We start from the raw sequence: 19,294 nt of genomic DNA on the forward strand, positions 1-19,294 counted from the left end.
GATGCGCCTAGGTTGAAAAAGGAGTTTGGGAAGAAGCGGTAGAATAAGAATTTTTTTAAATCTTTACAAAGCATAAGATAAGAAAGAGTTAAGAATTCCTTATCTTTTTAAACCTTTCATTGATTTCTAACTTTTGAACAATCTCTACTTTAGTTGGTATTTTATAACTAGCTAGTTTATCTTTGCAAAATAGTCTGATTTCCTTCTTGGCTTCTAAAGTAGCAGGATTTTCATTTTGTTTTATTACAATCTTTGCACAAACACTTTGACCTGTTAAAGGGTTATTTTGCCCATAGACTAAACAATCTTGTATAAATGGTATTTGCATTAATATACCCTCTACTTCTTGAGGCAATACTTTTTCTCCGCCAATATTAATAACTTCTTTATTTCTTCCAATAATTTTAATATATTCTTCACCATTTTCATTAATCACTTCAACCAAATCACCAGTAGCAAAGTATCCATCATCTGTAAAAACAGAATTATCAGCATTTAAATAACCTAAACTTTGCATATTACTTTTTAAAAATAGCTCGTTATTGATAATTTTATATGCTATGTTTTCTAGTTTAAAGTAATTCCCAAAGCTTTTTGTTTGAGCTATGCCTACTTCACTTGTACCAAAAGTTTGATGAAATTTAACTTTTGGAAAAGTTTGCTTCAATTTTACAAGTAAAGTTTCTGGCATTCTCTCTGTGCCATAACTAATAATTTTTAAACAGCTTAAATTATACCTCTGAATAACATTTGCTACTAACATTAAACTAAGCAAAGAGGGGGAAGTAGGCAAGAGTGAAATTTGATATTTTTCTATAGTTTGAGCTAAGGTTTCAATATTTTTTCTATCTTTTATAGCAATTGCACAAGCATTCATACTGAGACAGTTAAACAAAGTATTTAAACCACCTATATGATCAAACATTAAAAACAATAAAATATTAAGTTTTTTTGATTTTTTATTAAGATAGATATTTAAAATCTTATCAAGATCATGTACTATAGCCTTGGGCTTACCTGTGCTACCACTTGAAAATAAAATCAAGCCAGGCTTATTTGCATCTATAAGTTTTTGAATTAAATCATGATTATTGTAAGGTTTTTTCTGAAGTTCGTGTTGATTGTTTTTAAATAAAATATCACAATTAATTTCAGTAAGCTTATTATCAATCTCACTTTCATTAATAAATGGAATAATTATTTTATTAAGCTCAATACATGCTAAAAATAAACTTATACTTTCGAAATCATAATCTCCTATAAGACCAACAATGTTCACATTTTTAAGGTTTGTTAATAAATTAATTTTATTGATTATATTATTATATAAATCATTATAAGTATATTTTTGATCCTCATAAATTAAAGCATATTGCTCTTTATTGTCATTAAAAACTTTATTTAAAAAAATATTTTTGAATTTATCCATTTACTCCACCTAGGTATATTATCTGTCCTGTTATAAAATCGCTTTTTTCATCAATAAAAAAATCAATTACATTAGCAATATCTTGAAAATTTCCAAATCTTTTTATAGCTTGTTTATTAAGTAAATCTTGGACTTTATCTTTTGGTACATTTTTAATTAAATCAGTGGGAACTGGCGTAGGTCCTATGGCATTGCAAGTAATGCCAAATGAGCTTAATTCTTTAGCACAAACTTGAGTTAAATTGCAAATAGCTGCTTTTGATGCCGCATATATAGCTTCTCCTTCTAATCTTAAAGCAACTGCAACTGTAGAAAAATTTATAATTCTATAAGGCATAACAACTTGTTTTTTTTTGTATGTTTGGCTCATGATTTTTGAAACTTCTCTTATTAGTAAAAAACTACCATAAACATTGGTTTTAAAAATATTATCTAAGCTTTTAAATGGAGTGGTTAATATGTGATTCATAGCTGCTATACCAGCATTATTGATCAAAATATCAATTTTTCCAAATTCTTTTTTTATACTTCTTACCATAGAAACTACAGCTTGTTCATTGCAAACATCTAATTCAAAATGTCTATAATTTTCATGCTCTATGCTCGCTTTACCTCTTGAGCAACCACAAACTATATGATTTTGCTTCAAATAGTATTCACTTAACTCTTTACCTATACCTTTTCTAGTTCCTGTGATAATGATGATTTTTTGCATTATTCTTGCTCTTGGAGTTTTTTAATTATAAAATCAGTTAAGCTTTCAACATCTTTAAATGGAGAATTTCTTGCACTCATCATCTTTTCATCCGCTAAAATGATTTCTTTATTAAATTCTCTACTTAAAAGTTCTTCCAAGTCAGCAACTAAATTCACTAGGGCTAACGAGTCTAAACAACCACCGAAACCATTATATAATTTTGTGTTTTCATCTACTATTTTTAATTCAGGTATTTCATCCGATAAATTATTTAATAATTGTAGTATATTTTTTTTAACATTAGTCTTCATAACATAAATCCTTATCTAAAATAATCTGTACTTTTATTTTATAAAAAAATAACTTAAATATAGTATAATCTCTTAATTTTGAGTCTAAAAATTTCATATTTTTGGATGTATTAATAAAAAATATTGTATTAGTTGAAGTTAGCAATTTAAGAGTTCCATAGGACTTCAAGCTAAATTAAAAAAAACAATATTTCTTTATTTAATTTATCACTTGATATAACAATATCATTGCATAAACTTTACTGTTTAAAAAGAAAAAATCATGAGAATATAAACAATACTAATTTAATTATTATTAAATCCAATATTATGGATACCTCTTATCAAATACTACTTCGATCTTAAAAAAAAATATATACTACCTTTATAATAAATTAGCAAATTTAGAAAATAAAAAACATATAAATATTAAATATTATTAACTAGACATTAGTAATTTTTGCATAAAACCAGATTCATATCATATGTTTAAGCATAATATTAGCAAAAACATTATTGATAATATCGAATATATGATTTATCATCATAACAAGAAAAACACTATGACAATTTGAATATGATGGATTTCAATTAATAGGAATACACACCTTTAATAATGCAAAATCCAAAATTACCCCGAAAAATATAAATTCAAATATATCTTATAATTATTCTAGCTTATTATTTTCAAACTCTCACTCAAAACTTATAAAATCAGCTTTTGGATATAATATATTTTTGGATATTAAGAAAAAATTTATAATTGATAATAATACCACAGTATCCTTTAATGAAAATTTTGAGTATTCAGAAATTTCACATAAAGTATTTAAATATGAAAATTATATAAATACTCTAGATCATGTAAATTTAATTTCTTTGTTTTTAATTAAAGAAGATTTCAATACTACTAAGAATATAAACTATAGTTGGTTACATAAGGAAGTTGACATTGATCAAGAATATAACTTTAATCATTTGATGCCAGATTTGCAATTAATAAAAGAATCTATAGAGGAATATAATATTAAAACACAGCTTAATGAGTCATGTTTTCTACAAAATCAAACAAATGAGCTATACTCAAAAATCTCTTCACTAGAACAAGATAACATCTCTCTAAAACAAACCCTAAATTCCTTACCTGTAAAAAAACAACACTTAGAATTAGCTAATTTAGAACAAGATTTGGTTATTAAAAAATTAGAAAGTAAAAAACTTGCTAAATCTTTGGGTATAAAAATGAGCATAATAAATCCTAAAATTACTTTTATTCAAGCCAATTCAGCTAAAGCTCGCATCCAAAATCATCTATCTTACAAACTAGGGCGAGCTTTAATTGCTAATTCAAAAAGTTTATGGGGTTATATAAGAATGCCTTATGTATTATCTTATATAAAAGACAAACACAAATTTGAACAAAAAGCCTATGAAGAAAAAATAAAAGAAAATCCAAATTTAGCTTTACCTCCTTTAGAAAGCTATCCAGATTATAAAGAAGCTTTAAAAGAAAAAGAATGTTTTACTTATAAATTAGGAGAAGAATTTATTAAGGCTAGTAAGAATTGGTATGGGGGGGGGTATATCAAATTTATATTCAAAGATGCGCCTAGGTTGAAAAAGGAGTTTGGGAAGAAGCGGTAGAATAAGAATTTTTTTAAATCTTTACAAAGCATAAGAAATCGTAACAATAGATTTTTTAATGTAAAATTTGCTAAAATAATACCTAAAAATGAAGAAAGAAAATTTTTATGGATAATTACGAATTTAGCGAACTTTTAAAAACTTTAAAAAACAAAGTCGGCAACATAGCCTCCATCATCAAGCCTGAAAATATCCAAACAAGGCTTAAAGAAATCGAAGAGCTTGAAAATTCTCCTTCTTTTTGGAGCGATGTCAAACAAGCAGGGATCATAGGAAAAGAAAAAACCAAAATCACCAATCTACTTAAAAACTATGAAAATGCTTTTAATGCCCTAAATGACGCATGCGAACTTTTCGATCTAGCCAATAGCGAAAACGATACAGAAACACTTGAAGCTTTATTTAATGACGCACCAAAGCTTGAAGATACTATCACAGGTCTTGAAATTTCCATGCTTTTAAGCGGAGAAAATGATGGTAAAAATGCCATTGTTTCCATTCACCCAGGTGCAGGCGGAACAGAAAGTAATGACTGGGCAAGCATACTTTATAGAATGTATTTAAGATTTTGCGAAAGAGAAGGTTTTAAAGTCGAAACTTTAGACTTTCAAGAAGGCGAAGAAGCAGGACTTAAAGATGTGAGCTTTTTGGTTAAAGGCGAAAATGCTTATGGTTATTTAAAGGCTGAAAATGGTATCCATCGTTTGGTAAGAACTTCTCCTTTTGATAGTGCAGGACGCCGTCATACAAGCTTTTCAAGTGTTATGGTAAGCCCTGAACTTGATGATGATATAGAAATTGAAATCGAAGAAAAAGATATAAGAATAGATTATTACAGAGCAAGCGGTGCAGGCGGACAACATGTCAATAAAACAGAATCAGCTGTAAGAATCACACATTTTCCAACTGGTATAGTTGTACAATGCCAAAATGACAGAAGTCAGCACAAAAACAAAGCCACTGCTTTTAAAATGCTAAAATCTCGCCTTTATGAACTTGAACTCATGAAACAACAAGATAGTGCTAATGCTGGAGAAAAAAGCGAGATAGGTTGGGGGCATCAAATCCGCTCTTATGTGCTTTTCCCTTATCAGCAAGTCAAAGACAATCGCAGCGGAGAAGCTTTTTCTCAAGTGGATAATATCCTTGATGGAGATATTAAGAAAATGATAGAAGGCGTTTTGATTGCTTTGAAAGCGGAGTAGTTATTTCCATAATTTTACACTTCTGTAATCATAAAAGAAAATAATTTTATCAGTGCTAAATGGCTTAATTTCTGATCTTTTTTCACAATCAGATATACCTAAAAAAATATTTTTTATATTATGATTACTATTGATTGCCTCTCTAATATGTTCATCATTTTCTTTAAGCTTGGTTCCAAAAATAACTAAATTATCGCATTCAATGGTTTTTAATTGTTCTAAACAAAATTGAAGATACTTATTTTTTAAAATTTGCTCTAATTTTTTATTAGAATCTCCACCTAAAACACACACAGGGTAGTTTTTATTATCAATTTGTTCAATAATCTGTTCCAAGATGGCTTTATCTTTATTACGTATCTTTATAAGCTTATTATCGATTTCAAATAAATGGAGTGCTCCGTGAAGAAAAAAGAAATTTTTATCACAATAGTCTTCTTGAAATATTAAGCTTGAATCTTTTTTAAGAAAACCATCGCAGTATTTCCTTCTTGTATCATCTTTTGCTTGTTTATTATACTCCATTATTAACCAGTATAAAAGCAAATCATAATTAAGAGTAAAAATATTACCATAAGGCTCTATAAATTCAATAGCTGTAGAAGATTTTTCATCTAAAAATTTAGGATGTTTTTCTCTAATAATTTTAATAAATTCTTGTTTTAATTTAATTTTATATTCTTCTACAATACTTGATTTATCATTAAAATCAAAACATTCTAAAACTCTTTGACTAATCTCCAAATGCTTCATAATTTCTTCAATATCATGAGAATTTGTTAATTCAAGTTTAGAAAAAAGATTATTTATAATATTGTCATTTTTGTTCATATTATTTATCAAATTTTCAAAAGAAAAATTAGCTTCATAAGCTATACTAAATCCATTGCCCAAAAGTAAAACGTTATTTTTTTGAGACAACATTGTCAGTTTTCTCTTTATATCTTCATACGTTAATAATTGATTTTTATCATTCATTTTAAAAAAATCCTTTCGTAGTATTCTTCAGTGATATATTTACTTATTGTTTTAATCATTTCGTGATTCAATGCAAAATTTCTTCTAAAACCACAGTGGCATAAGAGCCTTTTTGTAAAAAAAACTCTATACAAAAATGAGCTTTTTCTTCATCATAACGCCATTTTAACTCTTCTAAATATCCCCACATAAAGCGTCTTGAACCTTGCATTTTAGCCTTAAACTCCAAAGCATCTTTAAAAATTTCATTTTCTAAATTTAAGGCCAAACCTTCTCCTGTTTCATAAGCCTTAGCACCGATTAAAAGCCCCATGGCACTTATATCTCTTGCCTTAAAACGCCCAAGCTCAGCACTTAAATCCTCGCATAAAAAACACTTTCCAAAAGGATAATGCCCTAAAACCTCACCTTTTAAAAGCTTAAAAAATTGTTCTTGTTTTTTAAGTTCTTTAGCTTCTTCTTTGGAGATTTTATAAATTTGGATCAATTCTTTTTCGCTAAAATCATTTGCAAAATGTGACAACTCCACTCTTTTACTCAAATAACGATTAAAAAGCTCACTTTGAAAAGCTGAAATTAAAAACTCTTTCATTTTTACATTTTTCATCTTTTTGCCACGCAAAATTTCAAGCCCTTCTTTGTAATTATCCCCAAATTTTCCAAAACGCTGATAACCAAAATAATTCGCAAAACCTTGTTTATCCAAATTCATCAAAGCTTGTTCTAGTTTTAAAGCATCGCTTGGTAAAACTTTTTTTAAGCGTATGAAAAAAGAATTTCCTTTTAAATGCCCTATTCTTAGCTTGTTTTCATGGGTAAAAATTTCTAAAATTTTAAGTTTAGGATGAGAAAAATTTGACAAAAAACTCTCAAATTTTTTAGGCATAGAAAGGTATTGAAAGGTTGATCCTTGCTTGTCTTTAAGCCCTGCATAACCAAAATCTCTTATTTTAACCCCGCTTGCTTCACTTAAAATTTTTAAAGCTTCATTTGTGGTTAAATCTTTTTTATTGATATGTAAAATAATATGCTCACCCTTACCGCTAAATTCATACAAAGGCTTTTCACGCACTACAAAATCATCGCTATTTTTACTAAAATACGCATTAATAGGACTGTGTTTTAAACTATACAAAGGCTTAAAAATGGTGTTCTCTTCCGCTAAATTCATATTTTCCGTTCACTGCTTTTCCAAAGATATTTAATTTCACGCCGTATTTTTTGGCTATTGTTTCTATATTTTGCCGTTCTTTTTCATCAAAAGCAAACAAAATTTCATATTCTTCTCCACTATAAAGCGTATAATCATCAAGTTTTTTAAACCAAGAAATACCGCATTTATTTAAGGCTAAAAGCCTTGATAAATCCTTGCTTAAACCATCTGAAATATCCATAGCACAAGAAATTAAAGGTGCGATTTCATAAAAAAAACTAGCTCTTAATTTTGGCTTTATAAATACATGGTTTGGTTTTAAAGTGCCCCCATTTTGTAAAATTTCAAGCCCTTTTAAACTTCGTCCTAATTTTCCTGTATAAGCAAGTAAATGTCCTTTTTTTAAACCTTTTCTAAAAACAGCTTTATTATTGATCTTTGAAATGATAGTAAGACTAATGTCTATTTTATCATTACTTATAGTATCGCCGCCTATGATTTTTATATTAAATTTCCTAGCTGTTTTTAAAAAACCTTTTTGCAAGGCTTTGATCTCATTTTCGCTTAAATTTTTTGGTAAAGCAAGTCCTAAAAGTGCGTATTTTGGTACAGCATTCATCACAATGGCATCTGAGATATTGACAAGCATTGCTTTTGTAGCGATTTGCTCTAAGCTAAGCCACTCTCTTTTAAAATGCACATTTTCAAAAAACAAATCCTTGCTAAAACACCAATCATCAATAATAGCTCCATCATCGCCATTTTTTTCATTTAAAAAAGCTTTGATAATAAAATCTTCTTTGTTCATAATGCGTGATTTTATAAAATTTCCTTTTAAATTCTAGTGAATTTTAGAAAAATTTTATATAATATAGAAATATTTAAGGAAAAACCATGAAAAAATTAGAATTAAGAATTTTTAGATTTGATAAAACCAAGGATTATGAGGCTTATTATAAACCTTATATTTATGATAATTATGAAAATTTTGCAAGCTTTTATGATTTGCTTTTACAAGTTCAAGATGATGATATTTATTTTGATTTTGATAAATATGAAAATACTTACATAGTTGTAAATAAGCAAATCATACCACTTTTTACACCTTTAGAAAAAATAGCAAAAGAATTTGATTTTAATCTTTGTATCGAGCCTTTAAGTACAAAAAGAGCTATTAAAGATCTTATCATTGATAAAAATGATTTTTTAGACAAATACAAATATCTTGAAAAATTTGGCGATGAAGAGGATAAAAAGCTTTATGCAAAATATGATTATTTATATTATGCGAGTGAAATTTTAGACTATCTTCCTGAATATATGGGCGATGGAGTGTTTTATTTGGCCTCAAAAATGATAGAAAAATATCCTGAAAAAAAGATAGAAATTTTAAAAACTCTAGCAGATAAAGAAAAGGGTATTTTTTATCACCTTGAAAGCAAAAATGAAATTTTAGAAACAACGATCAAAAACCTACAAAATGAAATTTTAAATTTAGGGCTTTTTGATAAAAATATTTTACACTTTGATTTACCTAAAACCAATGCTTTTGATAATGAGATTAAAGAACTTAAGGAAATTAAGCATAATTTTAAAGATTTCAATATAGCTTTTTATGGTTTTAATGCTTGTGATACTTTAAAATCCAAACTTGAAGCTAAATTTATTTCCTATGAAAACAGTACAAAAAATAATGGCTTTACTTTACTGAATTTAAATCCCACACTAAGCTATAAAATGGCTGCAGATATTGTTTTGGACGCTTATGATAGCGGGGCTGATTTTATGGTAGTAAAAGAAGAAAAGGATTTTTATCTTTTTGATACTTGTGCTAAAAAACTTATGGGAACAAGTGGGAGAGAATTTGAAGACTTTTATATTTTAAGTCGTTTTGAGTTTTTAGCCCTTATCCAAGGTATACAAGCTCCATCATTAAAAAATCACACTTTAAAGGTTAGTTTGATATGAAAATCTCTTTAGAATGTAAAGACCTCATCATAGAAAAAACTTTAGAACTTTTTTTAAAAGATCATTTGGTAATGAAAAAAGATTGTGATTTTATCATTAGCGATGAAAAAATTCACACCGCAAAACCCTTATTTATCATCTCTAAGAACTCTCCATTTTTAAGCGTGCCATTTAGCAAAGAAGCCTTGTTTGAGTCTTTAAATGAATTTGACAATGCTTTAAAAGCAGCAGCTTTACAACTTGCACTTGAACAAAAAAGACTGCTTGAAGAAAAAATTGACGCTATTGCTTTGGAATTTAAAAAAGATTATGAAAATAAAATCGATCTTGCCATAAAAGATCTTAAAAACAAACTCGTAAAAGCACTTAATGATGAATGATGAATTTATAAGCGTTAAAGACTTTTTTAATCACAATGAAAAAAGAAAAAAATTTCTTCAAAAACAAGAAATTAGTTCCCCTAAAGAAAAAATAAAAAAAGTCAAAGAAACAAAGCTTTATACAAATATAGAAAGTGGTAAATACAAAGGGAAAAAACTACTTTTACCTAGTCTTACAACAACAAGAAGTACTAAAAGCATAGTAAAAAGTTGTGTTTTTAATGTAATAAGGGAAGATTTAAGAGATAAAATTTTCATTGAAGCCTTTGGTGGAAGTGCTTTAATGGCGGCTGAAGCACTAAGTAATTATGCTTTAAAAGCTTATGCTATAGAACTTGATGTAAAAGCCTATAAAATTGCTTTAGAAAATGCTAAAAATATAGATCCAAATTTAGAAGTTATCCATGCAAATACTTTTGAAATTTTACCCAAACTCATAGAAAATTCAAAAAATAAAATCATCTTATATCTTGATCCACCTTTTGATATTAGGGAAGGTTTTAGCGATATTTATGAAAAAATTTATCATTTTTTAGAAAATTTAGATTTAAAGGCTTTAAATTTAATCATTTTTGAACACCACTCAACCATAAAAACTCCCGAAAAAATCCAAAATTTTCAAAAAGTCAAAGAAAAGAAATTTGGATCAACTAGCTTAAGCTTTTACGCTTCTTAACTTACTTGGAACACTTCTTGCTTGATCTATCATCAACAATAGATTAAAGGAAGAATCCATGAGAGTTTTAACGATATTTTTACTCTTTATGACAAGCATTTTTGCAGTACAAATCAAGGATGTAGCAAACACTGTAGGTGTAAGAGATAACCAACTTATAGGTTATGGACTTGTTGTAGGGCTTAATGGAAGCGGCGATGGAACAAGCTCTAAATTTACACTACAATCCATCTCAAACCTTTTGCAAGGTATGAATATCAAAGTAGATCCTAACGATATCAAATCAAAAAATACCGCAGCTGTTATGGTTACAGCCAAACTTCCAGCCTTTGCAAAAAGCGGAGATAAACTTGATATTACCGTTTCATCTATGGGTGATGCAAAATCTTTACAAGGCGGAACACTTTTACTGACTGCACTTCGTGGGATTGATGGTGAAATTTATGCTATAGCACAAGGCTCTATCTCAACAGGAGGTTTAACACCTAGACCAGGAGGAGCAGGTTCTCACTCAACTGCTGCAACCGTAATGGGCGGAGCTAATGTAGAAAGAGAAATTCCACAAAATTTTAGTCAAAATAATGATCTAACCTTAAGCTTAAAAGTAGCAGACTTTAAAACCGCAAACGATATAGAAAGAGTTTTAAATACTGTCTTTGGCGAAGAAGTGGCTAAAGCCATCGACTCTCGCACAGTAAAACTCAAAAAACCTGAAGATCTTTCAAATGTTGATTTTATGGCAAGAGTTTTAGAACAAGATATAGCTTATAAACCACAAAGCAAAGTTATCATTGATGAAAGAACAGGAACAGTGATTGCTGGAGTTGATGTAGAGGTAGAACCTGTTTTAATCACTCATAAAGATATCACCATAAAAATAGATCCAAATAATAACTCAGTAGCTAATCAAAATGAAATCGATATGAAAGACGGTGGTTTTGTAGATCCAAGTTCAAATACCTTAAGAATCAACAATGCAAAAAGCACAGTTGCAAATATAGCTAGAATGCTTAACAAACTTGGAGCAACCCCAAATGACATTATCGCTATTATGGAAAATTTAAAGCGTGCAGGTGCAATTAACGCGGATTTGGAGATCATCTAATGAAAATCGATAATTTTTTAAATACTTATAGTATGAATAGTGCTTTACTTGATCGTGCAGCTAAAGCAAGAAGTTTAGAATCAAGCATCAAAATAAATGATAATGATATAGTTACAAAGAGCAAAGAAGATGAAGCCTTAAAAGAACAAACGGATGCTTTTGAAGCATTTTTTTTAAAGCAAGTTTTAGATGTATCTTTAAAAAGTCAAAATTCACTCTTTGGAAAAGATGCCAGCGATGAAATATACTCTTCCATGTATAACGATACCATGAGTAAAGCTTTAAGTGGAGGTATGGGTTTTTCAAAATTATTATACGATTTTTTAAAAGAAAGGGGTTAAGTTTTTTAAATTTGGGTCGATATAGTTTGTAGAGGATTATAACTAAGATCAAGGAGGCAGAAATGATCAATCCTATACAACAAAGTTATGTGGCAAATACCACATTAAATACAAATAGAATAGATAAAGAAACAAAAACAAACGATACTCAAAAAACGGAAAATGATAAAGCGAGTAAAATCGCAGAGCAGATTAAAAACGGTACTTATAAAATCGATACAAAAGCTACAGCTGCTGCGATTGCTGACTCTTTAATCTAAATTTTCATTCTCCTTTTTTTGAGAGAGAAAAGGAGAAAATATGCTTAAACAAAGACTTGATGAAGTAAATGCTATCTTAGCAAAACTTATTGCTTTAACCGAAGAAGATATAGAAAATATCAAAGTGGCTAAACATGAGAGTGTAACGCCAAGTGTAGAAGAAAAAAACAAACTTATCGCCGAATTTATTACAGCTAAAAAACAACTTGATGTTGCCTTGGTTGAGCTAAATAATAGCTCTACAAAAGGGCTTAGTGAACTCTTAGATAATGAAGATAAACAAAAACTAGATCTACTTAAAAAAAATCTTCAAAACCTTCATAGTAAAAACAAAGAGTATGCTAAATTTGTTCTTATTGTCAAAGATTTTCTTGATAGCTTAGTAAATAAAATGTTTGATATCAATGATGGAACAAATAATGCTTATGGAGATAAAAAGACAAATCCAGAGTCAATTTTCAAGATCAATGTATAAGGATTTATAATGGGTATTTTTGGAACATTATACACAGGTGTTACAGGCTTAAAGGCAAGCGAAGTTCAAATCGCAACAACTGGAAATAATATCTCAAATGCTAATGCAACTTTTTATACACGCCAAAGAGTAGTGCAAACTACAAATGGGTATATTACCACAGGTGGAGTTCAAGTAGGCACAGGAACTGCTATAGAAAGTATAGTGCGTTTGCATGATGAGTATTCTTACTATAAATTAAAAGGTGCATCAAACCAACTAGAATACACTAAATATATGGCTTCAACCTTACAAGAAATCGCTCAGCGTTTTCCAGACTTACAAAATACTGGAATTTTGAAAGATTTAGAAAATTATAACAAAGCTTGGAATGATTTTGCATCTAATCCCAATGAAAATGCCACAAAAATAGCCCTTGTGAAAGCTTCTCAAACCTTAACAGAAAGCGTTAATAACACTTTTGCAACCTTGGATAAAATCCAAAAAAAAGTAAATGATGATATTAAAAATACGGTTGATGAGATTAATAGAATCGGTGAAGAAATTGCTACTATAAATAAACAAATTTATGGACAAGAAGCCTTACCAACAGAACACGCAAATGAGCTTAGGGATAGAAGAGATGAACTTGAACTTACCCTTTCAAAGCTAGTTAGTGCAGTTGCAAGCAAAAATGAAATCAATCAAGACAATCGCCTTGATACAACCATCACTGATCCAGGACATCAATACAATCTAAGTATAGAAGGTTTTAGTATAGTAGATGGGATAAATTTTCATCCTTTAAAGCTTGATTATGATGATAAGAATAAATCTTATAGCATTTATTATGAAACTCCTGATGAAAAAGTTCGCGATCTTACTGCAAAGATTAACGGTGGACAGCTTGGTGCTCAACTTGACTTACGCGGTAGAAACTATAGCAAAAGCGAAGGAAAATATGAAGATGGAATTATCCAAGGTTATATGGATTCTTTAGATACTTTTGCCAAGACCATGATCAATGAAACTAACAATCTTTATGCGAGTTCTGCGAAAAGTTCTGTTACTTCTGATTATCTATCTGGACTTAAGGGAGATATTCCTTTAGTTAATTACGACAGAACCATACAACCAGGAAGTTTTGATATTGTCATTTATGATGATAAAGGCGATAAAAAACTCACCAAAACCATCACCATAGATGTAAATACAACCATGAATGATATCATGCGTCAAATCAATGCTAATACAGATGATAATAACGATCACAATGCAAATAATGATGTTGATGATCATATCAATGCAAGTTTTAGCTACGATGCAAAAACTGGAGATGGTTTATTTCAAATCAATGCAAAATCAGGTTTTAAAGTAGCCATTGAAGATAAGGGCACAAATTTCGCAGGTGCGTTTAGCATAGGTGGTTTTTTCAGCGGAACCGATGCAAGTGACATGAAAGTAAAAGATTCTATCTTAAATGATCCAAGCACAGTAAGAGCAAGCTCAAATGGGGTTGATAGTGGCAATGACATGGCAAATAAAATCATCCAACTTCAATATGATAAAGTTAATTTTTATAATGAAGATGGTACTATCGATAATCTTACTATGGAAGAATATTACCGCAAACTTACAGGTAAAATAGCCTCAGATGGTGAAAATAACAATGTTGTAAATTCAAGCAATGAAACTCTTTATAATTCTGTTTATAGCGAATACCAATCTAAAAGTGGCGTAAATACAAATGAAGAATTAGCCGCTCTTATACAATACCAATCAAGTTACGGTGCTGCAGCAAAAATCGTCTCAACCGTAGATCAAATGCTTGATACCTTACTAGGGCTTAAATCTTAAGCTCTAGCAATATCAAGTGAAAAATTTTATCCATCTTAAAGCTAAGCTTGATTTTTTAGCCAATCAAAAAAATACCAATCATTCCCTTTTTGAAACTCCAGATCCTTTGCAAATTGCTAAAATTCACAATGATGAATTTATTGCCTTAATTTGTGCTTTATTTGCCTATGGAAATGCTAAAAAAATATTAAATTTTCTAAAAAAACTTGATTTTTCTTTATTAAACCTTCAAGAAAAACAAATAAAAAAAGAACTTAAAAATTTAAAATACCGCTTCCAAAATGAGAAAGATATACAAGAAATTTTTATCACTCTTTCAAGACTTAAAAATGAAATTTCACTCTACGAACTTTTTTATCAAGCCTATCAAAAAAGAGAAAATACCACAGATGCCATCTTAGCTTTTATGCAAAAAATCAAAACCTTAAATTCATATTCAAGTTATGGGTATGATTTTTTCTTTGGAAAAATTTGGCAAAACACCCCTACTTCACCTCTTAAACGCTATAATATGTATCTAAGATGGATGGTTAGAAAAGATGAACTTGATCTTGGACTTTTTACCAAAATTCACACCAAAGATCTTTTAATTCCACTTGATACACATACACATAAAATTTCCTTGACTTTAGGACTTCTAAAGCGTAAAATATATGATTATAAAAGTGTTTTAGAACTCACGCAAAATTTAAAAAAATTAGATGCAAATGATCCCATAAAATATGACTTTGCACTCTATCGTTTAGGGCAAAGTAAGGAAATTGACAAATTTAAGGAGTGAAAAATGGGCTTTGAGCACTTAGATACAATTTATTATTTCATACTTTTTTTTGTAGCTCTTTTTGCTGGTTTTATAGATTCTATTGTAGGTGGAGGAGGGCTTATTACTCTACCAGCACTCATAGCCTGTGGAATTCCTGCGCATTTATCCTTAGCAACAAACAAACTCCAAAGCGTCTTTGGTTCTTTTACGGCTACTTTAACTTATTTTAAATCCACCACTCTACCTCATCTTGCTTGGGGTGTTTTTTTTACAGCCTTAGGAGCAGCTATAGGAAGTTATAGCGTTCTTTTTGTAAAAGATGAGCAATTAAAGCTTATTATCTTAATCTTTTTAACTCTTACTTTCTTATATACAGCCTTACGTCCTAACTTAGGCAAACACGAAAGTGAACCTAAAATAAAAAATATCAAAATTTTTCATTTAATTTGTGGCTTAACTTTAGGATTTTATGATGGATTTTTAGGGCCTGGAACGGGTTCATTTTGGATTTTTGCTTGTGTGATGCTACTAGGTTTTAATATGAGAAAAGCAAGCATTAATACTAAAATTTTAAATTTCACTAGTAATATCATTGCTCTTGCTATATTTTTATGGCAATACGAACTTTTATGGGCTGTAGGCTTGCTTATGGGCGTAGGACAAGTTTTAGGAGCTTATTTAGGCTCAAAACTTGTATTAAAAACTAATGGAAAGTTTATAAAAACTTTATTTTTAATCGTTGTAGGAGCTACTATCATTAAAGTAGCTTGGGATTATTTTAGTTAAAATTGACCCCTGAGCTAAGCTCCCACATAGGTAAAAATATACCTAAAGCCAAAAACAAAACTAAAAGCGCCACAAATAAAGTCATCATAGGCTCTAAAAAAATCAAAAATCTATCCATTAAATTTTCGCTTTTTTGTTGATAATATTTGGCAATTTCTTCACTTAACACTTCAAGTCTTCCGCTTTTCATCGCAACACTAAGCATAGAAAATACCAAAGAATCAAAAATATCAATCTTTTTAAAAGCCTGACTTAACTCAAGACCAGAATCTATAAAACTAAAAAGTTTTTTATACTGAAAAATTAAAAATTTATTTTCAAGCCCTATAATAGCTAAATCAAAAGCTTTAGATATTGAAATTCCATTTTTTAAAAGCAAAGAAAAAACCATAAAAAAATAATAATTTTGATTATAAATAATCAAACGAGAAATCAAAGGTATTTTTAAAAATAAAAAATCGCAAGAAAAAGCAAAAGAATGAAAATTTTTATAAGCTAAAATAAGCATAACAATAAAAATAACAAACAAAAATATGCAAAAAATTCCATAGTCATCTAAAAAAATATAAATTTCTAACATTACATGTGTGATAAAAGGTAAACTCGCGCCTAAATTTTCAAATAAATCTTTAAAATTAGGCACTACAAAAAGCATTAAAAACAAAAATGCTCCGATAATACTTAAAAAAACCAAAGTAGGATATCTAAAAGCCTTTTTTAATTGTTTTTGAGTCTCTAAGCTTTTTTCTCGAAGTTTAGAAATTTGACTAAACACTTCGCTGATTTTTCCTGTCTTTTCAGCCGTTTTTATCAAAGCTAGCTCCGCACGATTTAATCCAAAATTAGCATTTTCAAAAGCTTGATTTAAATTTTGGGCTAAAATTAAATTGTCTAATATTTTTTTCATAATCTTGCAAGAATGCATAAGATATAATTCTCTAATCGCTTCTTGAACACTTAATCCAACTTCACACAACAAAGCCAACTCTTTAAAAAAGAGTATAAAATTTTCATCCTTTAATCTCTGAAAATTAGATTTTTGAATTTCTTTTATATCAATGATTTTCCAATTCTTTGATAAGGCTTTTGCTTGTGCTATATTTAAATTTTCAGCTTTTATAGTTTTTGTATAATTTTGATTGTTTTTAAGAAATTCTACTTCATAAAATTTCATCTTACAACCCTTAAAAGCTCATCTATACTTGTAAGACCTTCTTTGGCTTTTTTTAAACCTTGTTCAAACATAGTTTGAAAGCCATATTTTTTTGCAAGCTCCATTAAAATCGTTTTATCTTGATTTTCCCTAATTGCACAAGCTAAATCTTCATTGATCTCTAAGCACTCAGCGATTAATTCTCTGCCAAAAAATCCACTATGATGACAACGCTCACATCCTTTTGGTTCAAAAAATTCACCTTCAAATTCAATATAATATTTTTTGCTTTTTTGCTTACACCAAGGACAAAGTTTTCTAACCAAACGCTGTGCTATAACAAGTCTCAAAGCCGATGCTATCAAGTAACTTTTTGCTTGCATATCCAAAAGCCTATCAATGGTACTAAGAGCATCATTAGTATGCAAGGTGCTTAAAAGCAAATGACCTGTTAAAGAAGCTTTAAGTGCAATATCTAAACTTTCTTCATCGCGAATTTCTCCTATCATGATAATATCAGGATCTTGCCTTAAAATTGCTCTTAAAACACTATTAAACTCGACTCCAACTTTTGAATTGAGCAAAATTTGCTGCACTAAAGGAATTTTATATTCTATAGGATCTTCTGCTGAAATAATCTTTTTTTCAATACTTTTCAACTCATTTAAACACGCGTATAAAGTTGTACTTTTACCACTGCCAGTAGGGCCGGTTAATAAAATCATTCCATTGGGACGATGTAAAATCTTTTTTAAAATTTCTAAATTTTTATCTCCAAGATTTAGTTTATACAAATCCAAAATTTCTTTATCATGTTTTAAAATTCTTATAACAACACTTTCGCCATAAATCAAAGGCAAACATGAAACACGAAAATCATATCTTTCATTTTCAAAATCTAATTCAAAACTTCCATCTTGTGTTTTTCTTGATTCAGCTAAATTCAAACAAGCTAAAAATTTGACATGAAAAACCAAAGCTTCATAAACATCCTTCTCAAAAATAGCAAATTCACGCAAAATTCCATCAACCCTAAACCTAATCAAAGCATCATCATTCCTTGCTTCTATGTGAATATCACTCGCATGAAAAGATAAAATTTCATGTAATAAAAAATCAAAAATTTGACTGATGCAACTTTGATCATCTCTTTTTTGATTTTCTTGCCATTCAAGTCTAAGCTTAATGCTTAATCTTTTAATCTCCTCTTGAATACGAATTTGATTTAAAATTTTAGCTATCTTTAATTCATCGGCAATTGCAGTGACGATTTTTTCACAAATCATAAAAGTCTTAACTTGCTCTAAAAGCTCTAAAGAACAAGGTTTGGATCTAATAATCATAAAGCCGTCATTGTTTTTAATAAGCAGAAATTTAAATTTTAAAAGTAAAGAAAAAGGTATACCTTCATAAATAAAATCATTATCTTCATCTAAATCAACAAAATGTAAATTACAAAAATTTGCTAATTTTTTAAAAAAATCCCAAGAAGTGATATTAAATTTAGTGCAAATTTCATCAAGACTCATTTCATTATCAATATAAGCTTGAAAAATTTTATCCATTCTACTTTCCATCTAATTCCATTAAACCATAATAATTTATATAAGCATCTAAAGCATTTTGAGCTTCTTTTTCTTCGCCTAAAGCTCTTTTAGCCTGAGCAAAAATCAGCCAAGAATCTTGTTTTTGCTTGTCAAGTTCATTGGCTTTTAAAGCCCAAAATATTGTCTTTTGATAGGCTTTAATATCAAAATACTTCTTAGCTAAATTTAATGCCTTTTCATAGCTTGGATTTCGATAAAAAGATTTTTTTAAATCAGAAATATTTAAAATTTTAGAATCAATTTCTATCTTACTAATATGTGTATTTTCCTGCACCGCTTTAACTTCTTCTAGTTCTTTATATAACTTTTCCCTAGAAATCTTATTTTTTTCTTGTAAAATTTGTGCTTGAAGAATCTTTTGCTCTAAATGCTTTTTATGTTCAATAGCTTGCAAATAAATATTTTTTTGCTTATTATATTTTTGCATTAGCACAAAAAAACAAAATGCTATTACTAAGATTAAAACAATTAAAAATAAATATTTTAAATATTTTTTAAGTAAAAAATATTTATACCTAAGCTCAAGCTCTTTAATTCTTTCTTGCATA

21 protein-coding genes are annotated in these 19,294 nt (G+C 28.9%); 12 read left to right on the forward strand and 9 right to left on the reverse strand.

The window, feature by feature from the left end:
• Positions 1 to 88 precede the first annotated feature (88 nt).
• Genes ELQ11_RS05035 through ELQ11_RS05045 form a run of 3 tightly spaced genes read right to left on the reverse strand, consistent with a single transcriptional unit; the run spans position 89 to position 2,437 of the window.
• Positions 89 to 1,429, reverse strand: coding sequence for a fatty acid--CoA ligase family protein (locus tag ELQ11_RS05035; RefSeq protein WP_126264483.1), 1,341 nt, complete (start codon positions 1,427 to 1,429; stop codon positions 89 to 91).
• A complete protein-coding gene (locus ELQ11_RS05040) occupies positions 1,422 to 2,144 on the reverse strand; it encodes an SDR family oxidoreductase (RefSeq protein WP_126264482.1) in 723 nt (240 codons plus the stop codon). Before ELQ11_RS05040 ends, ELQ11_RS05035 begins: the two co-directional genes overlap by 8 nt.
• A complete protein-coding gene (locus ELQ11_RS05045) occupies positions 2,144 to 2,437 on the reverse strand; it encodes a hypothetical protein (protein ID WP_126264481.1) in 294 nt (97 codons plus the stop codon). Before ELQ11_RS05045 ends, ELQ11_RS05040 begins: the two co-directional genes overlap by 1 nt.
• A 717-nt stretch (positions 2,438 to 3,154) precedes the next feature.
• Here ELQ11_RS05045 and ELQ11_RS10300 point away from each other — a divergent pair.
• Together ELQ11_RS10300 and prfB are read left to right on the forward strand one after the other, a co-directional pair.
• Positions 3,155 to 4,060 carry a sugar transferase gene (locus ELQ11_RS10300; protein ID WP_243833538.1) on the forward strand — a complete coding sequence of 302 codons (906 nt, stop codon included), beginning with the start codon at positions 3,155 to 3,157 and terminating at the stop codon, positions 4,058 to 4,060.
• Positions 4,061 to 4,167: 107 nt separating this feature from the next.
• Complete coding sequence (gene prfB / locus ELQ11_RS05055) at positions 4,168 to 5,265, forward strand: peptide chain release factor 2 (protein WP_126264480.1); 1,098 nt, start codon at positions 4,168 to 4,170, stop codon at positions 5,263 to 5,265.
• On the opposite strand, the gene ELQ11_RS05060 is transcribed toward prfB, so the two are convergent.
• The 3 genes from ELQ11_RS05060 to ELQ11_RS05070 all read right to left on the reverse strand — a co-directional run bounded on the left by ELQ11_RS05060 (position 5,266) and on the right by ELQ11_RS05070 (position 8,204).
• Positions 5,266 to 6,243 (reverse strand): DUF4917 family protein, encoded by a 978-nt coding sequence (locus ELQ11_RS05060; protein WP_070317688.1) that lies wholly within the window; start codon positions 6,241 to 6,243, stop codon positions 5,266 to 5,268. It lies immediately after the preceding gene.
• Positions 6,244 to 6,310: 67 nt separating this feature from the next.
• Entirely contained in the window at positions 6,311 to 7,414 is a 1,104-nt protein-coding gene (gene truD, locus ELQ11_RS05065; RefSeq protein WP_126231679.1) for a tRNA pseudouridine(13) synthase TruD, read from the reverse strand.
• Positions 7,383 to 8,204, reverse strand: a complete 822-nt coding sequence (locus tag ELQ11_RS05070) for a thiamine-phosphate kinase (RefSeq protein ID WP_126231680.1) — start codon at positions 8,202 to 8,204, stop codon at positions 7,383 to 7,385. Before ELQ11_RS05070 ends, truD begins: the two co-directional genes overlap by 32 nt.
• Positions 8,205 to 8,290: 86 nt before the next feature.
• Here ELQ11_RS05070 and ELQ11_RS05075 point away from each other — a divergent pair, with 86 nt between their 5' ends.
• The 10 genes from ELQ11_RS05075 (at position 8,291) to ELQ11_RS05120 (ending at position 15,986) form a co-directional block, all read left to right on the forward strand.
• Entirely contained in the window at positions 8,291 to 9,364 is a 1,074-nt protein-coding gene (locus ELQ11_RS05075) for a DUF5644 domain-containing protein (RefSeq protein ID WP_134225177.1), read from the forward strand.
• A complete protein-coding gene (locus ELQ11_RS05080; RefSeq protein ID WP_002870895.1) occupies positions 9,361 to 9,744 on the forward strand; it encodes a hypothetical protein in 384 nt (127 codons plus the stop codon). Before ELQ11_RS05075 ends, ELQ11_RS05080 begins: the two co-directional genes overlap by 4 nt.
• A complete protein-coding gene (gene rsmD, locus ELQ11_RS05085; protein WP_044778878.1) occupies positions 9,737 to 10,420 on the forward strand; it encodes a 16S rRNA (guanine(966)-N(2))-methyltransferase RsmD in 684 nt (227 codons plus the stop codon). The genes ELQ11_RS05080 and rsmD overlap by 8 nt, the downstream gene beginning before the upstream one ends.
• Positions 10,421 to 10,478: 58 nt before the next feature.
• Complete coding sequence (locus ELQ11_RS05090; RefSeq protein ID WP_002870893.1) at positions 10,479 to 11,525, forward strand: flagellar basal body P-ring protein FlgI; 1,047 nt, start codon at positions 10,479 to 10,481, stop codon at positions 11,523 to 11,525.
• Positions 11,525 to 11,866, forward strand: coding sequence for a hypothetical protein (locus tag ELQ11_RS05095; RefSeq protein ID WP_002862122.1), 342 nt, complete (start codon positions 11,525 to 11,527; stop codon positions 11,864 to 11,866). The genes ELQ11_RS05090 and ELQ11_RS05095 overlap by 1 nt, the downstream gene beginning before the upstream one ends.
• A gap of 62 nt (positions 11,867 to 11,928) precedes the next feature.
• Positions 11,929 to 12,126, forward strand: coding sequence for a flagellar biosynthesis anti-sigma factor FlgM (flgM, locus tag ELQ11_RS05100; protein WP_002792053.1), 198 nt, complete (start codon positions 11,929 to 11,931; stop codon positions 12,124 to 12,126).
• A 40-nt stretch (positions 12,127 to 12,166) separates the two neighbouring features.
• Positions 12,167 to 12,601, forward strand: a complete 435-nt coding sequence (locus ELQ11_RS05105) for a flagellar protein FlgN (RefSeq protein WP_044778880.1) — start codon at positions 12,167 to 12,169, stop codon at positions 12,599 to 12,601.
• A 9-nt stretch (positions 12,602 to 12,610) separates the two neighbouring features.
• Positions 12,611 to 14,437 (forward strand): flagellar hook-associated protein FlgK, encoded by a 1,827-nt coding sequence (gene flgK / locus ELQ11_RS05110; protein WP_002870892.1) that lies wholly within the window; start codon positions 12,611 to 12,613, stop codon positions 14,435 to 14,437.
• A gap of 16 nt (positions 14,438 to 14,453) precedes the next feature.
• A complete protein-coding gene (locus ELQ11_RS05115; RefSeq protein ID WP_126229029.1) occupies positions 14,454 to 15,218 on the forward strand; it encodes a TIGR02757 family protein in 765 nt (254 codons plus the stop codon).
• A gap of 3 nt (positions 15,219 to 15,221) precedes the next feature.
• The gene (locus ELQ11_RS05120; protein WP_002855301.1) at positions 15,222 to 15,986 is read left to right on the forward strand and encodes a TSUP family transporter; all 765 of its coding nucleotides are present in this window, start codon (positions 15,222 to 15,224) and stop codon (positions 15,984 to 15,986) included.
• On the opposite strand, the gene ELQ11_RS05125 is transcribed toward ELQ11_RS05120, so the two are convergent.
• From ELQ11_RS05125 to ELQ11_RS05135, 3 genes are read right to left on the reverse strand one after another with little or no spacing between them, the layout of a single operon-like run.
• Positions 15,979 to 17,160, reverse strand: a complete 1,182-nt coding sequence (locus ELQ11_RS05125; RefSeq protein WP_126264994.1) for a type II secretion system F family protein — start codon at positions 17,158 to 17,160, stop codon at positions 15,979 to 15,981. The two genes, ELQ11_RS05120 and ELQ11_RS05125, sit on opposite strands and share 8 nt — an antisense overlap.
• The gene (locus tag ELQ11_RS05130) at positions 17,157 to 18,716 is read right to left on the reverse strand and encodes a GspE/PulE family protein (protein WP_134225178.1); all 1,560 of its coding nucleotides are present in this window, start codon (positions 18,714 to 18,716) and stop codon (positions 17,157 to 17,159) included. Before ELQ11_RS05130 ends, ELQ11_RS05125 begins: the two co-directional genes overlap by 4 nt.
• Positions 18,706 to 19,293, reverse strand: coding sequence for a transformation system protein (locus tag ELQ11_RS05135; protein WP_134225179.1), 588 nt, complete (start codon positions 19,291 to 19,293; stop codon positions 18,706 to 18,708). Before ELQ11_RS05135 ends, ELQ11_RS05130 begins: the two co-directional genes overlap by 11 nt.
• Between the last annotated feature and the right edge of the window lies 1 nt (position 19,294).

Origin of the sequence: Campylobacter sp. US50a (assembly GCF_004379015.1) — a bacterium.
GTDB classification, from domain to species: Bacteria; Campylobacterota; Campylobacteria; order Campylobacterales; family Campylobacteraceae; genus Campylobacter_D; species Campylobacter_D jejuni.